The organism is Shinella sp. WSJ-2 (assembly GCF_003432075.1).
Taxonomy (GTDB): domain Bacteria; phylum Pseudomonadota; class Alphaproteobacteria; order Rhizobiales; family Rhizobiaceae; genus Shinella.
Genome location: NZ_QWBU01000003.1, coordinates 484,779 through 502,678, shown reverse-complemented (window position 1 = coordinate 502,678; position 17,900 = coordinate 484,779). Strand labels below are relative to the sequence as shown.

Below are 17,900 nucleotides of genomic sequence, written 5' to 3'. Positions count from 1 at the left end.
GCCGAGCGCGTTCTCCCCTTCTTTAGCTATGTGTTGACAAGGTTTGATCAACGGTGGAAAGTTTTTTCGTTGCTGTAGGGCGCATCGGCAAGACCGAAAGGGCAATGCCCACCTAAGACCGAACCCATAACCGCGCCCATGTCCAATCTGGAAAACCTCAAGAAGCAGGCCAAGCAGGTCCTGCGCTGGCATCGCGAAAGCCACTACCCCGTGGCAGCAACGATCCGTGCCGCCTTGCCCCGCTTCCGCGACCTGACCGACCGCGACGTACTGGCAGCACCGTTCTCGCTGGCCGACGCGCAGGTGGTCGTCGCCCGCCAGAACGGGTTCGAGGATTGGGCAGCGCTCAAGAAAGGGAGCTTTGCCATGCGCGATCCTGCCCCGATGGCAACTGTTGAAGGCCCCATGCTCCGCGGCGCCGAGCCCGTGCTCTACGTCGACGATTTTTCCGTCGCACTCGCCTTTTACACGCAAAAGCTCGGCTTTACGGTCGATTTCGCCTATGGCGAACCGCCCTTCTTCGGCGTGATCATGCGGGATGCGGCACGGCTCTGCCTCAGGCAGGTCGCAGGGCCGGTCTTCGCCGGCGATATCCGCGCACGCGAAGAGCTGTTGTCGGCTTCAATCACGCTCGACACTGCGGCCGGGCTGAAAAAGCTCTATCTCGACTATCAGGCAGCCGGCGTATCTTTCCACCTGCCGCTGAAAACGCAACCGTGGGGCGCGCGCAATTTCATCCTGCGCGATACCGACGGCAACCTGATCCTGTTCGCCAGCCCGGCCGACTGATCATTCCGCCGCCGGCGCGCCACGCAGGACGATGCCGAGATCGTCGCTCTCGCGTACCTGCTTCAGGCGCTCTTCGGCCTGCACGGCCTCGCGCTGGCGGTTCCACATCGAAGCGTAGAGCCCATCGTCGCGCTGCATGAGTTCGCCATGGGTGCCCCGCTCGGCGATCACGCCGTCCTTAAGGACGATGATCTCGTCGGCCGAGATGACGGTCGACAGGCGGTGCGCGATCACGAGCGTCGTGCGGTTCTGCGAGACCACATCAAGCGCCGCCTGGATTTCCTGCTCCGTACGTGTGTCGAGCGCCGAGGTCGCCTCGTCGAGGATGAGGATCGGCGGGCTTTTCAAGATGGTGCGGGCAATCGCGACGCGCTGCTTCTCACCGCCTGAAAGCTTCAGCCCACGCTCGCCCACCATAGCCTTGAAGCCTTCCGGCAGTTGCCGGATGAAAGGGCCGATCTGCGCCGCCTCGGCGGCGGCCTGAACCTCGGCGTCGGTCGCACCCGGACGGCCGTAGCGGATGTTGTACGCGATCGTGTCGTTGAACAGCACGGTGTCCTGCGGCACCATGCCGATCACCTTGCGCAGGCTCTTCTGGGTGATGTCGCGCACATCCTGCCCGTCGACGGTGATGGCCCCCTCCTGCACGTCGTAAAAACGATAGAGCAGCCGAGACAGCGTGGATTTCCCGGCACCCGAGGGGCCGACGACGGCGACGGTCTTACCCGCCGGAACGTCGAAGGAAATGCCCTTGAGGATGGGGCGCTTCGGATCATAGGCGAAATGCACGTCCTTGAAGGAAATCGCGCCGTCGGCAACGACAAGGTCGGTCGCACCGGGCTTGTCCTGCACCTCCTCCTCGACTTCGAGCAGGTCGAACATCTGCTCGATATCGGTCAGGCCCTGGCGGATTTCGCGATAGACGAAGCCGATGAAGTTGAGCGGGATGGCGAGCTGGATCAGCATCGCGTTGATGAAGACGAAGTCGCCGACCGTCTGGGTGCCGGCCTGCACGGCAAGGCCGGACATGACCATCATGACTGCCATGCCAACGCCGAAGATCAGGGCCTGCCCGAAGTTCAGCCAGCCGAGCGAGGTCCAGACCTGGGTCGCGGCCTTCTCATAACGCTCCATCGACTGGTCGAAGCGGTGCGCCTCCATCTCCTCGTTGCCGAAATATTTGACGGTCTCGAAGTTCAGGAGCGAGTCGATCGCCTTGGTATTGGCCTCGGTGTCGCTGTCGTTCATCGAGCGGCGGATGGAGATGCGCCAGTCGGAGGCGCGCACCGTGAACCAGATGTAGAGACAGACCGTGACGGCTGTGACCAGCAGATATTCGAAGCCGTAGCCCATCCAGAACACGGCGGCCGTCAGCAGGAATTCGATGAGGGTCGGCACGCTGTTGAGGATCGTGAAACGCACGATCGTCTCGATGCCCTTGGTGCCGCGCTCGATGACGCGTGACAGGCCGCCGGTGCGTCGCTCCAGATGGAAGCGCAGCGACAGGCGGTGCAGGTGCACGAAGGTGCGGTAGGCGAGCTGGCGCACGGCATATTGCCCGACGCTGGCAAAGAGCGCGTCGCGCAACTGGTTGAGGCCGGCCTGCAGGATGCGTGCGCCGTTATAAGCGAGCACCAGCATGGCGGCACCCGTCAGGAAGGCCGGCAGCAGGCCCACGACATCCGCCTTGCCGTTCAGCGCATCCGTCGCCCATTTGAAGAAATAGGGCACGAGCAGAAGGACGATCTTGGAAATGAGCAGGAAGACCGTCGCCCAGACGACACGCATCTTCAGATCCGGCCGACCGGAGGGCCACATATAGGGCCAGAGGTTGACCAGCGTCGAAAAGGGATTGCTGCTGTCGGCCGAAACCGTTTTCTTCGTCGTCGTCGCCATGCGGCCTCCGCCCGGACCCGTCACGCCCCGGCTCTGTCACTGCTGAACGCAAGGCCGGACGACAAACCGCCCCGATGCTGCATCCACGCTTGAAATGAAAATACGGCGCCCATGGAGGGCGCCGTATTCCTGAGATAGGCCCTCGCCGGCCGCTTCGCAACCAGCAGAGAGAAATTGAGAGGCTTCAATTGCCGCGAACGTGCTTGCGGTGCATTTCTTCCGCCTGCTCGTCCGTCTCGGCCGTCTTGTCCGGCACGCCGAACACCTGGCCGGGCAGGATGCGGTCGGGATCGCTGATCTGGGCCTCGTTGGCGAGGTAGATCGTCGTGTAGCGCACGCCCTTGCCGTAGATGCGGCGGGAGATCTGCCAGAGCGTATCGCCGCGGCGGATGATGACCGAGGTCTTGCTCGCCTTGAGTGGCGCCTGTTCGACAGTCTCTGGCTCCTCGGCGACGGCATCGGTGCCATTTGATATCTTCACGTCACCACTACTTTCGGCCTTGCCGGCCGCCGTATCGGTGCCGGCAACCGTCTGCCCTTCACCCGACGTGGCCGTCTCGTTGCTCGCCGGAGCACCGCCACCGGTGTCCGTGCCGGCAACGGCCTGGCCGTTATTGGTCGTACCGGTCTGCGCGGTGCCGGAAGCCGTTTCTGCCGTCGCGGTCACCTGCAAGGACGGCATGCCCTCCAGCGACGCAAGCGCCTGCTGGTAGGCTTCCTTGCCAGCACCAGCCGGAACGGCGGCGAAGCGCTCGAGCGCGGTTGCAGCCCAGCCTTTCAGCTTGTTGATCGCGGCCTGCACATCGGCACTCGCACCCGCGGGTACGGTGAAACCGGTGATGGCCTTCAGCGCACCCTCCAGCCCCGTGCGGGCCGTCTGGATTTCCGCGGCGGTCGCATTGCGGCCATCAGAAAACAGTCCGACGAACTGCTGCTGCAAGGCGGTCGCCTGGCCGGCGAGCACCTCGATCGAGGTGTCTGCGGTAGCTGTCACCGTCTCGACGACAGTGGCCGCCTTATCGATGGCCGGTGCCAGCGCATCCGCCACAGCCGATTCAACAGAACCGAGGGCCGCGCCGACCGCCGTTGCATCCGCCGGCAGCGCCTGCAGCGTGGCAAGTGCGGAGGCCGCAGCCTTGGAGGCCTTATCAGCCATTTCACGGGCCGCTTCGCCCTCTTCCGCGCCGGGCTTGAATTCGGCAAGCGATTTCAGCGCTATTTCGGTCGCGGAACGTGCGGCAGCAAGCTCCTCGACGCTCGGCAGGCGACCGTTCGCATAGAGGCCCTTGAGAAGCGCCACAGCCTTGTCGGCATCGCCGCGCAGCTTGTCGAAGGTGCCACCGCCGATGAGGCCGAGCGCCGGACCAGCACCGCCGGTGCCGGTTTCCTGCGCCACGACGGCGATCTGCTCGCCCTCCGGCCGGTCGAACGGCACGGACGCCCGGAACTCAACCTTACTGCCGTCAGCGCTCATAACATCGGCGCGGATCGCGTGGCGCCCGACCGTCAGGTCCATCTTGCCATCAGCCACGTAGCGGCCTTGTTCGTCGGCCTTGGCTTCGCCGACAAGTTTGTCGTCCGCATAGAGCCGCACCAGCGCGCCGGGCTTGGCCGTGCCGGCGATGAACATGTGGTCGCCCTCCAGCTCGACGGCCGAAACGCGGGCCTCAGCCTTGGCTTCGCTGGCAACGGTTCCCGCAGCCTCCGTCGTCGTGGCCGTCTCGCCCGATGCGGCGCCTTCGGCGGTTGCCTGGGCCGTCTCGGTTGCGGCGGGCTGGTCGCCCGTCGCTGCCGTGCCGGTATCGGTCGCCTTGGCCGTTTCGGTTGCCGTCGCCGGCTGCTCGACTGTCTTTTCCGTAGTCGTGGCGGCGGCAGCGTCGCCAGAGGCCTTTTCCTTCGTTTCCGGAACGGTGATCAGGCGGCTCGCTTCGCCCGGCTTAGACACCATGGCAAGCAGTTCACCGCTGGCATCCTTCGGCACGGAAACGGTCGCGACTTCCTCGGAAACCTTGCTGTCGCCCTTGTCGTCCTTGACGTTGAGCGTCAGCTGGTAATCGCCGGCCGCGAGCGGCTGGTCGAAGACGGCGGCGAAATCGCCGGTGGGACCGATATCGGCCGTCGCGACAACAGTCTCACCGTTCTTGATTTCCAGCTTGGTGTTCGGCTGGCCGCGACCGGCAATCACGGTCGAGCCGTCGGGCTCGACACGCAGGAGATCGAACGCGGGCGTGACCCAGCCTGCGGTCGGATCTGTGGGCGTCGCTTCGGCAGAGGCCGTTTCCTGCGTAGCGGCCGCTTCGGTGCCGGCGGCGGGCTGGTCACCCGTCGCGGCGGCCTTGTCGCCGGTCACAACCTCGCCTGTCGCCGCCACGCCGGTCTCGGTCGTGGCGCGCGCCTGTTTTCCGTCGGCCGTCGTCGTTTCGCCGTCCTGAGCCGGCGTTTCAGCCAGCTTGGCGACCGGCGTTTCGGCCGGCTTGTCCTTGTTCACACTGGGCAGCACGAAGAAAACCATGAACAGTGTCGCCACCGCCAGCACGATTAAGGCCACCAAGCCGGTCTTGTTCTTCATCATCTAATCTCTCTCTGTCCCGGTTTCCCGGGAGTCCCCTGTGGAAATTGCTATCGATTCCCAATGCCTTCCACAAGCTTTCGGGGACATTCCGGGGTGTCAGACCCTCTCTTTTTCCGTCATTATCCTTGACGGGCATCCGGGCGGGTGGCTGAATCCCGCCATGAGCGAACAAAATCTTCCGATTCGATCCGTCTGCGTCTATTGCGGCTCCCAGCCCGGACGTGATTCTGCCTACATCAATGCCGGGCGAAGCCTCGGCAAGGCGATGGCGGAAAATCACCTGCGCCTCGTCTATGGTGGCGGCACCAAAGGCATCATGGGCGCCGTCGCCAGCGGCGTGCTCTCGCATGGCGGGCGCGTCACCGGCATTATACCGCAATTCCTCGTGGATATGGAGGCCACCCGTCATTCCCTCGGGCAGCTCAGCGAGCTGATCATCACGCCCGACATGCATGAGCGTAAACACAAGATGTTCGATCGCGCCGATGCCTTCGTGGCGCTGCCGGGCGGCATCGGCACCCTGGAAGAGATCGTCGAGGTGATGACCTGGGCGCAGCTCGGCCGCCACCGCAAACCGATGGTTTTCGCCAATATCGGCGGCTTCTGGGATCCCATGCTGAAGCTCATCCGCCACATGGCCGACGAAGGCTTCATCCACACCGCCCATCTCGTCCAACCGCTCGTCATCGACGACCCCGACGAGATCGTCGCAGCGCTTCTGAACCATTGGGCCAGCGAAGTGGACCGCGAGGGCGAATCGGAAATCATCGCCCGTCTCTAGGCGTGCCTGTCATTTGAAAAGGCCTGAGCGGAGCGCTATCGCAGCGCTCCGCTTTTTCGTTCCGCCGTCTTCATGTCGTTGAAGCGAAAGTACTATTCCTTGAGCCATCTGCCTTCGCTGACGGTTTACGGAAACGGAAGGCATTGCTATCGTGTCCGGCGGCAGGTCCCTGCCACACGTCATCCCGGACCGTTTCATGACACTCGACAAAACACTTTCGCTCGTCGCGGCCGCTACGCTTGCGTTGACGCTCTGCGTCGGCGGATGGGTGCTGCAACTGGATACGCGCGCCCTGCTGACACAGGCTGAAGAACAGGAGATCGACGCCACGAGCCTCGTTCTTTCCACCGCCATGGATCAGGCCGCCACACTCTCGGCCACCCACGCAGAAGGCCTTGCCCGCGATCCCGCGATCATCATGCGTCTCAAGGCCGGCGACCGCGCCGGACTTCAGGCCTATGCCAAGCCGGTTTTCGAGCGGTTGCGTGAACTTGGCGGCGTGGATGTCCTGCATTTCCACAGTGCGGACATGCATTCCTTCCTGCGTGTCTGGGAGCCCGAGAATTTCGGCCAGGATCTGTCACGCTTCCGTCCCATGATTGTTGCCGCCAACCATGACCGGCGGGTGCGCAAGGGGCTGGAACTAGGCGTGCGGGGCCTCAGCCTGCGCGCCGTCTCGGCCGTCGTGGACGAAGAAAACCTGATCGGGACCATCGAGGTGGGTGTCGACCTCAAATCGCTGACCGAACTGTCGAAGGCGGCAACCGGCGCCGACTATGCCTTCTTTCTCGATGCCGCCGCCGGCATCACCGACAAGGGCGAACCGAGCCCGGAGACCGGCCTGAAGATCGAAGCGGCAACCGATGCCGGCCTCTTCCAGGCCCTCCAGCAGACCGGCAGCATCCGGCTGTCGCGCGCCGCCTATCTGGACAAGGTGAGGGTCGACGGACGCACGCTCGGGATCATGGGGCGCCCCCTGCTCGATTTCAGCGGCCGCATAATCGGCACCATCGTCGTCACGCGTGATTTCACCGGCCTGGAAGGGCATCTGTCGCGCTCGCTCGTCACCATCGCCGCCGTGGTCATCGTCGGCTTTCTCATCACCTTCTCGCTGATCATGGTGACGCTGCGCAGCCTCGTGCTGCGCCCGCTGGAGACCCTGACGGAGCAGGTGAAAGCCAACACGGCCGATGAGACCGAGACCCTGTCGAGCCTGCCGGAATTTCTTGCCCTGCAAAAGGCCGTCGTTGCGCAGAAAAACCTGGAGCAGCCGTCGTGAGACGCATAGCAACGCTTCTTGGCGCGGTAATGCTTCTCGTCGCCAGCCTCGCCGCCTCTCCCGCATGGGCGCAGACCGATATGTCGGCGGGCATGTCGCTGCCCGTCCGGGTCAATCTGGCGCTGCGCGTCATCGATATCGTGAAGATCGCCGAGACATCGGGCGAGACCGCGGCCTCGCTTGAATATACCGCGCGCTGGCGCGACCCGACCCTTGCCTTCGATCCGATAAAATTCGGCTCTGCCCGCCGCGATTTCACCGGCGACGATGCGGCGAAGGAGATCGACCGGATCTGGACGCCGGACATTTCGCTGGAAAACAGGATCAGCGATCCGCGGGCGCAAACCACGGCGCTGTCGATCTTCGCCGATGGGCGCGTCGTGCTGATCCAGCGCTTCGATGCGGATTTCCGGATCACCGTCGATCTCTCGGCCTTTCCATTCGACCGGCAAATGCTGACCTTCCCCTTCGTGTCGCAACGCCACTCCACGGATGAGGTGATTTTCGTGGTCGACGACCGGGACCGCGAACTCTCCAGCTACGGCGAACGCCTGACCGCATCGGACTGGACCGCAACCTCGCTGCGCTTCGCCGTGGAAACCTTCTATGGCTGGAATGCGCGCCCGTTCATGCGGACGAAGGCCGTATTGACCGTCGAACGCGCCTGGCCACGCTATTTCCTGCGTATCTTCGTGCCCTTCGTGGCGGTGCTCACCGTGTCGCTTTTCATCCTCTGGACGCCGAGAGGCACGATTTCCGATACGATCGGCATCACCTACAGCGCGCTTCTGGCGCTGGCGGCGCTGAGCTTCACCTTCGAGGCGAGTTTTCCCGGAAGCATGTCGGTCAATTCGCCGATCGCCTTCATGATCTCGCTTGGCTATTTCTACCTGATCTTCGTGCTTCTGGTGGATCTCGTGCTGGAAAGCGGGCGCTTGCCCGGAGCGACACGCAACCCGGCCCTGACGGGCGAGCTGCGCGCCTATGCACGTTACGCGCTTCCCGCGATCTTCACCACGGTCTGCGTCTGCACGATCCTGCGCTCACTGAGCTGACGCCTATTCCGCCGGCTTCAGCTCGGCGGCCGCCATGCGGCGGGCACGGGCGCTGCGCAGCATCGAGCCGGAATAGATGAAGAGGGCGGCCCAGATGAAGACGAAGGCGATGAGCTTGGTCGTGCCGAAGGGTTCGCCGAAGGCGAAGACCGCGATGATGAAGATCATCGTCGGCGCGATATATTGCATGATGCCAATGGTGGAAAGCCGAAGTAGCTTGGCGCCATTGGCATATATCATCAGCGGAACTGCGGTTACGAGACCGCATGAGAGCAGCCACAACACGTCCGCCATGCCCGTATCGCCGAAATGGCCCTGCCCCGTCGATTCCAGCCAGATGATGTAGCCGATCGCTGGCACGCTGAGGATCAGAACCTCCAGGAAGAAGCCCTGGTTGGGACCGATCGGCAATGCCTTGCGGCAGAAGGCGTAAAAGCCCCAGGAGATGCAAAGGCTAAGCGACACCCAAGGCAGGCCGCCCGCATCGAAGGCAAGGATGGCAACGGCAATGGCGGCGAGCGCGATTGCCGCGATCTGCGCGCGGTCCAGCTTCTCCTTCAGGAGAACAGCACCGAGGAAGATTGAGAACAGCGGGTTGATGTAGTAGCCGAGTGCCGTCTCGATAGCGCGGCCGGCGCCGATCGCCCAGACATAGATGCCCCAGTTGATCGTGATGAGCGTGGCCGTCAGCGTTGCCATGGCCAGCATGCGCGGCGAACGCAGCGCTACCTTGATCTCCGACGTGCGGCCGAGCCAGATGAGCACGAGGCCGGCTAGCGGCACCGACCAGACGATACGGTGCGCGACGACCTCGGAAGCCGGAATATGGGCGACCGCTTTCATGAAGAAAGGCAGGAAGCCCCAGAGCACGTAAGCCGTCAGCGCGAAGGCGAAACCGCGCGGCGAATCGCCTGTCTGAGGCGCGCTGGTGGAATTTGCGTCGGCCATTGTGTCATTTCCCGTCGATTTATGGATTTTCCGACGGAATACTCCAAGGACCGTGAATATACCAGTTCATTCGGGTGAAGGGATGGTTGAGCAGTGCTGAACCTTCCGCGTCACTCTGCCGCCTCCCTGCCCGCCTCGCCGCGGTTCTTCAGGAGCTTGTAGATGATCGAGTCCATCAGCGCCTGGAAGGAAGCATCGATGATGTTGTCGGAGACGCCGACCGTCCACCAGCGGGCGCCGGACGCATCGGTCGATTCAATCAGCACGCGGGTGATGGCTTCCGTGCCGCCATTGAGGATACGGACCTTATAGTCGGCCAGCTCCAGATCGGCGATCTCGGTCTGGTACTTACCGAGGTCCTTTCGAAGCGCGAGGTCCAGCGCGTTGACCGGGCCGTGCCCTTCGGCAACCGACATCATGGTCTCGCCATCGACGATGACGCGTACAACGGCTTCCGAGACTGTCTTCAGCTGACCGTTGGCGTCATAGCGACGCTCCACCATCACGCGAAAACTCTCGACATGGAAGAAATCCGGCACCGTGCCGAGTGTGCGGGAGGCGAGCAGCGCGAAACTGGCATCCGCCCCCTCGTAGGCATAGCCCGTCGCCTCGCGCTCCTTGACGATCTGGATGAGCTGGTCGAGCTTCGGATCATCCTTGCGCACCGTGATGCCGCGCAGCTTCAGCGCATTGATGAAGTTCGCCTTGCCGCCCTGGTCCGACACCATGACCTTGCGCAGATTGCCGACGCTTTCGGGCGTGACATGCTCATAGGTGCGCGGGTCCTTCAGCAACGCCGAGGCATGGATGCCGGCCTTGGTGGCGAAGGCGGAAGCGCCGACATAGGGCGCCTGATGATCCGGCGAACGGTTGAGAAGCTCGTCGAAGGTGTGGGCGAGCTTGGTGAGGCCGGCGAGTTTTTCCGTATCGATGCCGATCTCGAAGCGAGCGTTATAGGCCTCCTTCAGCGCCAGCGTCGGGATGAGTGTCACTAGGTTGGCGTTGCCACAGCGTTCGCCGATGCCGTTCAGCGTACCCTGGATATGGCGCACGCCGGCCTCGACGGCGGCAAGCGAATTGGCAACGGCCTGTCCCGTATCGTTATGCGCGTGGATGCCGAGATTGTCGCCCGGCACGCCGGCGGCGATGACGGCCTTGACGATGGCCTGAACTTCCGAGGGTTGCGTGCCGCCATTGGTGTCGCAAAGCACCACCCAACGCGCGCCCGCCCCAAAGGCGGTTTTCGCACAGGCGAGCGCATAGTCGGGATTGGCCTTGTAGCCATCGAAGAAATGCTCGCAATCGACCATGGATTCGCGTCCGGAGGCGACCACGGCCTTCACGGATTCTTCGATGCTTTCGAGGTTCTCCTCGTTGGAACAACCGAGCGCCACGCGCACATGATAATCCCAGCTCTTCGCCACGAGACAGATCGCATCGCTGCGCGAATCGAGCAGTGCCGCGAGGCCCGGATCGTTAGACGCGGATACGCCGGCGCGCTTCGTCATGCCGAAGGCGACGAATTTCGCGCGGCCGGTGCGTTTCTTGGCGAAGAAGGCCGTATCCGTCGGATTCGCGCCAGGATAACCGCCCTCGACGTAATCGAGGCCGAATTCATCCAGCATGCCGGCAATCGCGATCTTGTCCTCGACGGAAAAGTCGATGCCGGGCGTCTGCTGGCCATCCCGAAGCGTAGTGTCGAAAAGGTGGATACGGTCTTTTTGCATGTGTTCCCTCCCTGGGAACGGTCTCTCTTACTTCTTGCCGGCGAATTTATCGGTCGCGTAAATCAGGCGATCGAGAATGCCCGGCTCCGAAAAGGCATGTCCCGAGCCTTCGATGAGATAGAACTCCGCCTCCGGCCAGGCCTTGTGCAGCTGCCAGGCGTATTTGGCCGGGCATGGCATGTCGTATCGGCCGTGCACGATGACGCCGGGAACGCCCGTGAGCTTGTGCGCATCACGCAACAGCTGCCCCTCATCCATCCAGCCGGCATTGACGAAGAAATGGTTTTCGATGCGGGCGAAGGCGTGGGCGAATTCGTCCTCGCCGAACTTGCCGCTCGTCGAGGGCTCCGGCAGCAGCGTGATCGTCTCGCCTTCCCACAGGCTCCAGGCACGGGCGGCCTCGATGCGCGTCGCCTTGTCGTCGCTGGTCAGGCGACGATGATAGGCGTGCATCATCTCGTGGCGCTCCTCCGGCGGAATGGGTGCTACGAAACGCTCCCACTTGTCCGGAAACATTTCCGAGACGCCGAACTGATAATACCAGTCGAGTTCGCCCTTGGTCAGCGTGTAGATACCGCGCACGACGAGTTCCGACACGCGCTCCGGGTGTTTTTCCGCATAAGCGAGCGCCAGCGTCGAGCCCCAGGAGCCACCGAAGACCAGCCACTTGTCGACGCCCGCCATTTCTCGCAGGCGCTCGATATCGGCGACGAGGTGCCAGGTCGTGTTGGCTTCCAGTTCCGCATGGGGCGTGGACTTGCCGCAGCCGCGCTGGTCGAACAGCATCACATCGTAAAGCGCCGGATCGAACAGGCGGCGATGGGTCGGCGAGATCGTGCCGCCCGGACCGCCATGCAAGAACACCGCCGGCTTCGCGCCCGGCGTTCCCGAGCGCTCCCAATAGATGACGTGCCCGTCGCCGACATCGAGATGGCCGGAGGCATAGGGTTCGATCTCGGGATAGAGGGTGCGCAGCGCTTCACTCATAATTTCATTCCGTGGGCAGGCCAGTTTTCGGTTTCATGATCGGGATGCTGGAAGGAGATGATCTGTTCCTGCTGACTATAGTAGTTGGGGTCCTCGTGGATGGGGGCGGAGAAGATTTGCTCGACCCACGGCAGGCGCGAGCCGTAATTCACCTGGATCTGCGGCGCGAGATCAGAACGATCGTCGAAGGCGCCGATGGCGATCTCCAGGCCGCCGGGATGTTTGTAGGTCAGCGGCGTGCCGCATTGCTTGCAGAAGCCGCGCGCGATGTTGATCGAGGACTGGAAGTAGGCCGGCTCGTCGCGCAGCCATTCCACCTCGCCCTTGGCCGTGACCAGCGGGCCGAAGAAGCCGCCGAACTGTTTCTGGCACATGCGGCAATGGCAGATCGACGGGCGGCCGAGCTGACCCTTGATGCGGAAACGCACGGCGCCGCACTGGCAACCTCCGGTACGAACGGTCTCTGTCATCATTCAGTCCCCATTTCTCAATCTTCGGGCGGCCAATGGTCTGTGTCGTAGTCGGGATGCTGGCGATTCGAGTCGCGGATCGTTCGGTGCCGTGCCGCGCCGTCCTCGCCTTCGTTGCTTTCGTGCTCGGGCAGCTTCTGCAGTTGCTGGAAAAAGACGACGCGCGCTTCGATGCCCGTCTGGGCAATCGGGCGCACGTCATCGGGATCGTCGAGCGAGCCGAGCGTCACATTGATATGGTCGGCACCGAGCGCATCGTAGAACAGCGGCGTGCCGCAGGCCGGGCAGAAACCGCGGCGCACGATCTCCGACGACTGGAACCAGCCGGGCTCGCCGCGCGTGACGGAGAATTTGTCACGCGGAGCATTGGCGAGCGGCAGAAAATAGTTGCCGGCCGCCTTCTGGCACATGCGGCAGTGGCAGAGATGCGGATCGCCGAGCGTGCCCTCGACACGGTAGCGCACCGCGCCGCACTGGCAGCCGCCCGTATAGATGCGCGAAATGCTCATCGCTTGCGCTCCGGCGGCCAGGTGTCGGTGTCGTGATCGGGGTGCTGGTAGGAGACGAGATCGGCCAGGAACGAGGACGCATCTTGATCGGCCATCGTGTCCTCGCCCGGAAGGCCATGTATCGCATCCACATAGGGCAGCTTCGCCTCGATGCCCCACTGGATACGCGGAGCGATCTCGGCCGGATCGTCGAAGGCGGCAATCGTCAGCGCCACGCCATCCGGCGCCTCGTAGGTCAGCGGCGTGCCGCAGTCGCCACAGAAACCGCGAAACCCGTGGTTGGACGACTGGAACCGCTTCGGTTCGCCGCGTGTCCAGGTGAGCTTGGCCTCACGAACGGACACCAGCGGCAGATAGAAATTGCCGCTCGCTTTCTGGCACATGCGGCAATGACAGACCGATGCATCGCCCAGCGCACCCTCGACGTGAAAGCGCACTGCACCGCACTGGCATCCGCCGGTGTAGAAAGGTGTGCTCACCTTTTCACCTCCCACGTCGTCACGCGCTCGCCCGTTGCCGGGTCCTTGCCGTCCTTGAGCTGGATGCCTTTGGCGGCTAGGTCATCGCGCAGTTTGTCGGCCTCGTCGAAATTCTTCGCCTTCAGCATTTCCAGACGCAGCTGGATGAGGCTTTCGACGCTGTCTTCCAGCGCCTTGGAAACCTCGACCTTCTTCGGCAGGACGCCCAGAAGCTCGGCGCTCGCGGCGAAGACGGGCATCATCAGCGGATCGTTGTTGGCGCATTGGGCGAGCGCGTGCAGCGCCTGCACAGCGCCGACCGTGTTGAGGTCGTCGAAGAGCGGCGTCAGCACGCTCGCGTCCACGCGGCCTTCGTTCGGATTGCCGCCGGCCGGCCATTTTGCCAACAGGCGCTCGGCCTCCTCCAGGCGCTTGACGGAGAAGTCGATGGGCTCGCGGTAGTGCGTCATCAGCATGGCGAGGCGCAGCACCTCGCCCGGCCATTTACGGCCACCGAATTTTTCCTCGTGCAGCAGTTCGTAGATCGTGACGAAATTGCCTTCGGACTTCGACATCTTGCGTCCTTCGACCTGCACAAAGCCGTTGTGCATCCAGACATTCGCCATGACCTTGGTGTCATGGGCGCAACGCGACTGGGCGATCTCGTTTTCATGGTGCGGGAAGATGAGATCGAGACCACCGCCGTGGATGTCGAACACTTCGCCGAGATAGGCCGCCGCCATGGCGGAGCACTCGATATGCCAGCCGGGGCGGCCGCGACCCCAGGGTGACGTCCAGCCAGGCTCTTCGGACGAAGAGAGCTTCCACAGAACGAAGTCGCCCGGGTTCTTCTTGTGCATGTCGACGGCGACGCGGGCACCGGCCTGCTGCTCGTCGAGGTTACGCTTCGAAAGTTCGCCGTAATCGGCCGTCGAGCTGGTATCGAACAGAACTTCCCCATTGGTTTCATAGGCATGACCGCGTTCGATCAGGCGCTGAATCAAGGTGATCATGTCCGCCTTTCCGTCTTCGCGCGGCTGCACGAATTCAGTGGCGCGCGGCTCGTGTGTCGGCGGAAGGCAGCCGAGCATCGCAACGTCTGAATGAAACTGGTTGGCGGTCTTTTCCGTCACGCGGCGGATCGCCTCGTTCAGCGACAGCGTGCCGTTCTCGATCTCGGCGCCAAAATCACGCAGCGCCCGGGCGTTGATCTTGTCGTCAAGGTCCGTGATGTTGCGCGCGTAAATGACGTGTTTTTCGCCATGGACGAGTCGCAGCAGGCGGAACAGAACGTCAAAGACGATGACGGGCCGGGCATTGCCAATATGGGCGAGGTCATAGACCGTCGGGCCGCAGACATACATGCGCACGTTTTCAGGATCGATGGGCGTGAAAGCCGCCTTCGAGCGCGTGAGCGTATTGTACAGTGTCAGGACCGGCTTTTCGGCCATGGAATTCTCCCAAAATGCATAAACCCGGCTGGCCGGGTCGTTTGTCATCCAGGGATTTTGGGGGACGAAAACGGCCGGGCCAGCGCGAGCGCTAGCGAATAATGCTCCGGCGAATGCAGAGTACCGTTTTCATGGCACGCTTTATCGCGCTCCGCGCTCGTCCGGTCAAGCGGGCGAAAGCCTTTCCCGACGAAAATCCCCGACCTTGCACCCTGTTACCACGGTGACACGGCCACCCCCTGCGCCATGCGAAAAAGAGGGCATCGAAGCGGTCGAAACCGCCGCACACCAAGGGGAACGACGATGCGCAACACCAGACACGAGGACTGCGAAGACCAGAACACTCGCCCGCACCCCGACAAGACGGGTTGCGACAATCCCTTCAGCCTGCGGGCCATCATCACCGCCTTTCTGCAGATCAGGATACGCCAGACACCCCCCAAGTGATGTTACATCGGTCACAAATCTTGACCGGGAAAAACCGCCTTTTCCGCGCTTTGCCGCAGAGCGATCAAAGTTTGAGCAGAATTTAGCCGAAAGGGTTCCCTAAACGCATAGCTCATGGGGGTAGCAACCGGGGGAAACGGGGCTGCCTGATGAGCAACACTTCAGGAGAATGAAAATGTCGACTGCCAAGACACACCCGGCCCAAAAGCCCGCCGCCGTTGCCAACGAGAACCTCCAGGCGCGCTACAAGCCGATCGGCCTGCGCGCCGTCGTCGCCGCGACCCAGTGCAAGCCGGAGACAAAGTCCGAAAAGCCGCGCCGCGAGCGCGATATTCCGGCCGTGCTTCAGCCGCTCCACGACTGAGACTATTTACGCAATTCCGGACACAAACCGTTTTACATTTTTGCTGGAGTTGCTTCAGAACAGCGATAGCTGGTCGGAAGATGGCGGCGCGTCGCCGCCCTTTGTCTTTTTCGGCGCCGATTCGGCCGGCTCCTCGACGGGCTCGAGGATATCGGCCCCCATATTGGCAACCTTGTTGACTTTATCGGAGACCGGGATCGCTTCGAAGAAGCCCTCGTCGATCGGCTTCATCAGGTCGGCGATGTCGCGCGGCTCCTGCGTCTTGCAGTCCAGCCAGCGCGAAAAATCCTCCTGCCGGATGACGACGGGCATGCGGTCATGAATACGCGCAATGTCGGCATTAGCCTTCGTCGTCAGGATCGCGCCGGTATCGACCTCGGAACCGTCAGCCGAAGACCACGTCTCCATGAGACCGGCGAAGGCGACGATCTCGCCTTTCTTCGGGCGAATGAAATAGGCCTGCGCCTTCTCGCTCTTGTCTTCCGGCCGGCGCCATTCGAAGAAGCCGGAGGCCGGCACGAGAATACGGCGGTGGCGCATGGCGGCGCGGAACGACGCCTTCTCGATAGCCGTTTCCGAGCGCGCATTGATCAGCAGCGGAAAATCGCGCGGATCTTTCACCCAGCCGGGCATGAAGCCCCAGCGCACCAGCATGGCCCTGCGCTCCGGCAGGTTGCTGCCGGGCTCCTGCTTTTCGCCGGCGACGACAACGAGGATCGGCTGGGTCGGCGCGATATTGTAGCGCGCCGGCGTATCCTCGATATCAAGGACATCGAGAAACGCCTTCATCAGGTCCGTCCTGGCCAGCAATGCATAGCGTCCACACATGGCGCCGTCATCGCACTTTGCCTATAAGGGGTCAATGAAGCGCGAGAACACCTGAGAACGATGAAGAAGTCGAAGACGCCCCAGCCCGCCTCCTCCGCCATCATCGAGCGCGACGGGCGCTACCTGCTTGTGCTGCGCACCAAGCCGCCGTCGGACGCCATGTATGCCTTTCCGGGCGGACGCGGCGAGGACGGCGAGACCCCGGCCGAGACGGCGTTGCGCGAACTCTTCGAGGAAACCGGCATAAGGGCCGAAAAGCCAATGCTTTTCGCGACCTATGATTTGCCGGGCCGCGAGGACGGCCCCGGCAGCCCTTCTTTCTTTCTCTCGGTCTTCAAGGTGAAGGCGGATACCTCGGCGGTTGCTGTCGCCGCCGACGACGCGGCGAGCGTCGGCTGGTACACGGCCGACGAGATCGCGAAAATGCCCGCACCGGACAGCGTGCGCGAATGCATCGCGCGGCTGGAAGCCGAGCGGGCGAGGCTTTCGGCATGAGAGTGATTCGCGCTGCACTCCTAATCGGCCTTGTGCTCGCCGCCCCCTCCTTCGCCCAGAAGGCAGCCGTCGACAAGGCGAAAGAAACGCCGTCTGCTACCGCAATCGAGGAAAAGCCGGCGCCCTATGATGAGCGGCTAGAGCGTCTTTCGGAGATTTTGGGCGCCTTGCATTACCTGCGAAACCTCTGCGCCCACAAGGCCGAGGATAACTGGCGGGCCTCGATGCAGCAGCTCATTCAGCTCGAGGCGGGCAAGGAACCGGGGCGACAGGAGAAGCTGACGGCGGCCTTCAACAGAGGATATCGCTCTTTTGCCGCCATCTATACCGCTTGCACCGACTCGGCTGTTGTCGCAGAAGAGAGATACCGTAACGAAGGTGCAACACTTGCCACAGAAATTACCGCAAGGTTCGGAAATTAGCGGTTAATTAACCTCTTTTCTCATGACCCAGTGCCGTTTTGGGAAAAGGCTGCTAAGGTCGTTAACAGTGCAGTAAGAACTGAATGCCGCGTATGGAAGGCTCAATGGAACCTAGCCTCAACGATATCGACGAGATGATCGTGCACGAGAAGATGCAGGCCGCTCTGGAATACCAGAACGAAGCCTGGGCTGACGGCATGGCCGACGGCATCGAGCTCGAAATCATCGCCGACGCCGCCATTGCGCTGGCTCTGCGCGAAACCATCCGCGTCCATGGAGAAAAGGGTGCGGAGGCGATGCTTGATTCGCTACGCGAGCGCCTGCTGGCTGGAGAATTCTCCCCCGAGCGCATCCTGCAATAAAGCAATTCCGCCACAGTGCGCAGCCGTGCTGCGTGCAGAATTGCGTTCAACTGCTCCAGG

19 protein-coding genes are annotated in these 17,900 nt (G+C 62.6%); 9 read left to right on the top strand and 10 right to left on the bottom strand.

Going from position 1 to position 17,900, the window contains the following annotated elements:
• The first annotated feature begins 138 nt into the window (after positions 1-138).
• A complete protein-coding gene (locus D0Y60_RS10125; RefSeq protein ID WP_117369367.1) occupies positions 139-789 on the top strand; it encodes a VOC family protein in 651 nt (216 codons plus the stop codon).
• Here D0Y60_RS10125 and D0Y60_RS10120 read toward each other — a convergent pair whose 3' ends face one another.
• Positions 790-2,685, bottom strand: a complete 1,896-nt coding sequence (locus tag D0Y60_RS10120; RefSeq protein WP_117369365.1) for an ABC transporter ATP-binding protein/permease — start codon at positions 2,683-2,685, stop codon at positions 790-792.
• A 184-nt stretch (positions 2,686-2,869) separates the two neighbouring features.
• On the bottom strand, positions 2,870-5,257 hold the full coding sequence (locus D0Y60_RS10115; RefSeq protein WP_245409141.1) for a LysM peptidoglycan-binding domain-containing protein: 2,388 nt from the start codon (positions 5,255-5,257) through the stop codon (positions 2,870-2,872).
• Between the two features lie 160 nt (positions 5,258-5,417).
• On the opposite strand from D0Y60_RS10115, the gene D0Y60_RS10110 reads away from it, so the two are divergent.
• The 3 genes from D0Y60_RS10110 (at position 5,418) to D0Y60_RS10100 (ending at position 8,372) form a co-directional block, all read left to right on the top strand.
• Entirely contained in the window at positions 5,418-6,038 is a 621-nt protein-coding gene (locus D0Y60_RS10110; protein ID WP_117369363.1) for a TIGR00730 family Rossman fold protein, read from the top strand.
• A gap of 196 nt (positions 6,039-6,234) precedes the next feature.
• Positions 6,235-7,317, top strand: a complete 1,083-nt coding sequence (locus tag D0Y60_RS10105; RefSeq protein ID WP_147324518.1) for a cache domain-containing protein — start codon at positions 6,235-6,237, stop codon at positions 7,315-7,317.
• A complete protein-coding gene (locus D0Y60_RS10100) occupies positions 7,314-8,372 on the top strand; it encodes a neurotransmitter-gated ion-channel ligand-binding protein (RefSeq protein WP_147324517.1) in 1,059 nt (352 codons plus the stop codon). The genes D0Y60_RS10105 and D0Y60_RS10100 overlap by 4 nt, the downstream gene beginning before the upstream one ends.
• A 3-nt stretch (positions 8,373-8,375) precedes the next feature.
• Here the strand turns inward: D0Y60_RS10100 and rarD are convergent, their stop codons facing one another.
• From rarD to cysS, 7 genes are all read right to left on the bottom strand, one after another.
• Complete coding sequence (gene rarD / locus D0Y60_RS10095) at positions 8,376-9,320, bottom strand: EamA family transporter RarD (protein ID WP_117369357.1); 945 nt, start codon at positions 9,318-9,320, stop codon at positions 8,376-8,378.
• A gap of 110 nt (positions 9,321-9,430) precedes the next feature.
• A complete protein-coding gene (cimA, locus tag D0Y60_RS10090) occupies positions 9,431-11,047 on the bottom strand; it encodes a citramalate synthase (protein ID WP_117369355.1) in 1,617 nt (538 codons plus the stop codon).
• 27 nt (positions 11,048-11,074) lie between these two features.
• The gene (gene pip / locus D0Y60_RS10085) at positions 11,075-12,034 is read right to left on the bottom strand and encodes a prolyl aminopeptidase (RefSeq protein WP_117369353.1); all 960 of its coding nucleotides are present in this window, start codon (positions 12,032-12,034) and stop codon (positions 11,075-11,077) included.
• Entirely contained in the window at positions 12,031-12,504 is a 474-nt protein-coding gene (locus D0Y60_RS10080; protein ID WP_117369743.1) for a GFA family protein, read from the bottom strand. The genes pip and D0Y60_RS10080 overlap by 4 nt, the downstream gene beginning before the upstream one ends.
• Before the next feature lie 17 nt (positions 12,505-12,521).
• Entirely contained in the window at positions 12,522-13,013 is a 492-nt protein-coding gene (locus D0Y60_RS10075; protein ID WP_117369351.1) for a GFA family protein, read from the bottom strand.
• A complete protein-coding gene (locus tag D0Y60_RS10070) occupies positions 13,010-13,492 on the bottom strand; it encodes a GFA family protein (protein ID WP_117369349.1) in 483 nt (160 codons plus the stop codon). The genes D0Y60_RS10075 and D0Y60_RS10070 overlap by 4 nt, the downstream gene beginning before the upstream one ends.
• Entirely contained in the window at positions 13,489-14,922 is a 1,434-nt protein-coding gene (gene cysS, locus D0Y60_RS10065) for a cysteine--tRNA ligase (protein ID WP_117369347.1), read from the bottom strand. The genes D0Y60_RS10070 and cysS overlap by 4 nt, the downstream gene beginning before the upstream one ends.
• Positions 14,923-15,225: 303 nt before the next feature.
• Here cysS and D0Y60_RS24735 point away from each other — a divergent pair, with 303 nt between their 5' ends.
• A complete protein-coding gene (locus D0Y60_RS24735; protein ID WP_158565454.1) occupies positions 15,226-15,369 on the top strand; it encodes a hypothetical protein in 144 nt (47 codons plus the stop codon).
• A gap of 175 nt (positions 15,370-15,544) precedes the next feature.
• Complete coding sequence (locus D0Y60_RS10060) at positions 15,545-15,733, top strand: hypothetical protein (protein ID WP_199564142.1); 189 nt, start codon at positions 15,545-15,547, stop codon at positions 15,731-15,733.
• Between the two features lie 54 nt (positions 15,734-15,787).
• Here the strand turns inward: D0Y60_RS10060 and D0Y60_RS10055 are convergent, their stop codons facing one another.
• On the bottom strand, positions 15,788-16,561 hold the full coding sequence (locus tag D0Y60_RS10055) for an SOS response-associated peptidase (RefSeq protein ID WP_117369343.1): 774 nt from the start codon (positions 16,559-16,561) through the stop codon (positions 15,788-15,790).
• A 60-nt stretch (positions 16,562-16,621) separates the two neighbouring features.
• Between D0Y60_RS10055 and D0Y60_RS10050 the strand changes: the two genes are divergently transcribed.
• From D0Y60_RS10050 to D0Y60_RS10040, 3 genes are all read left to right on the top strand, one after another.
• Positions 16,622-17,056 carry an NUDIX hydrolase gene (locus D0Y60_RS10050; protein ID WP_117369341.1) on the top strand — a complete coding sequence of 145 codons (435 nt, stop codon included), beginning with the start codon at positions 16,622-16,624 and terminating at the stop codon, positions 17,054-17,056.
• The gene (locus D0Y60_RS10045; RefSeq protein WP_245409140.1) at positions 17,011-17,478 is read left to right on the top strand and encodes a TIGR02301 family protein; all 468 of its coding nucleotides are present in this window, start codon (positions 17,011-17,013) and stop codon (positions 17,476-17,478) included. The genes D0Y60_RS10050 and D0Y60_RS10045 overlap by 46 nt, the downstream gene beginning before the upstream one ends.
• Positions 17,479-17,570: 92 nt before the next feature.
• Positions 17,571-17,840, top strand: coding sequence for a hypothetical protein (locus tag D0Y60_RS10040; protein WP_117369741.1), 270 nt, complete (start codon positions 17,571-17,573; stop codon positions 17,838-17,840).
• Positions 17,841-17,900: the final 60 nt, after the last annotated feature.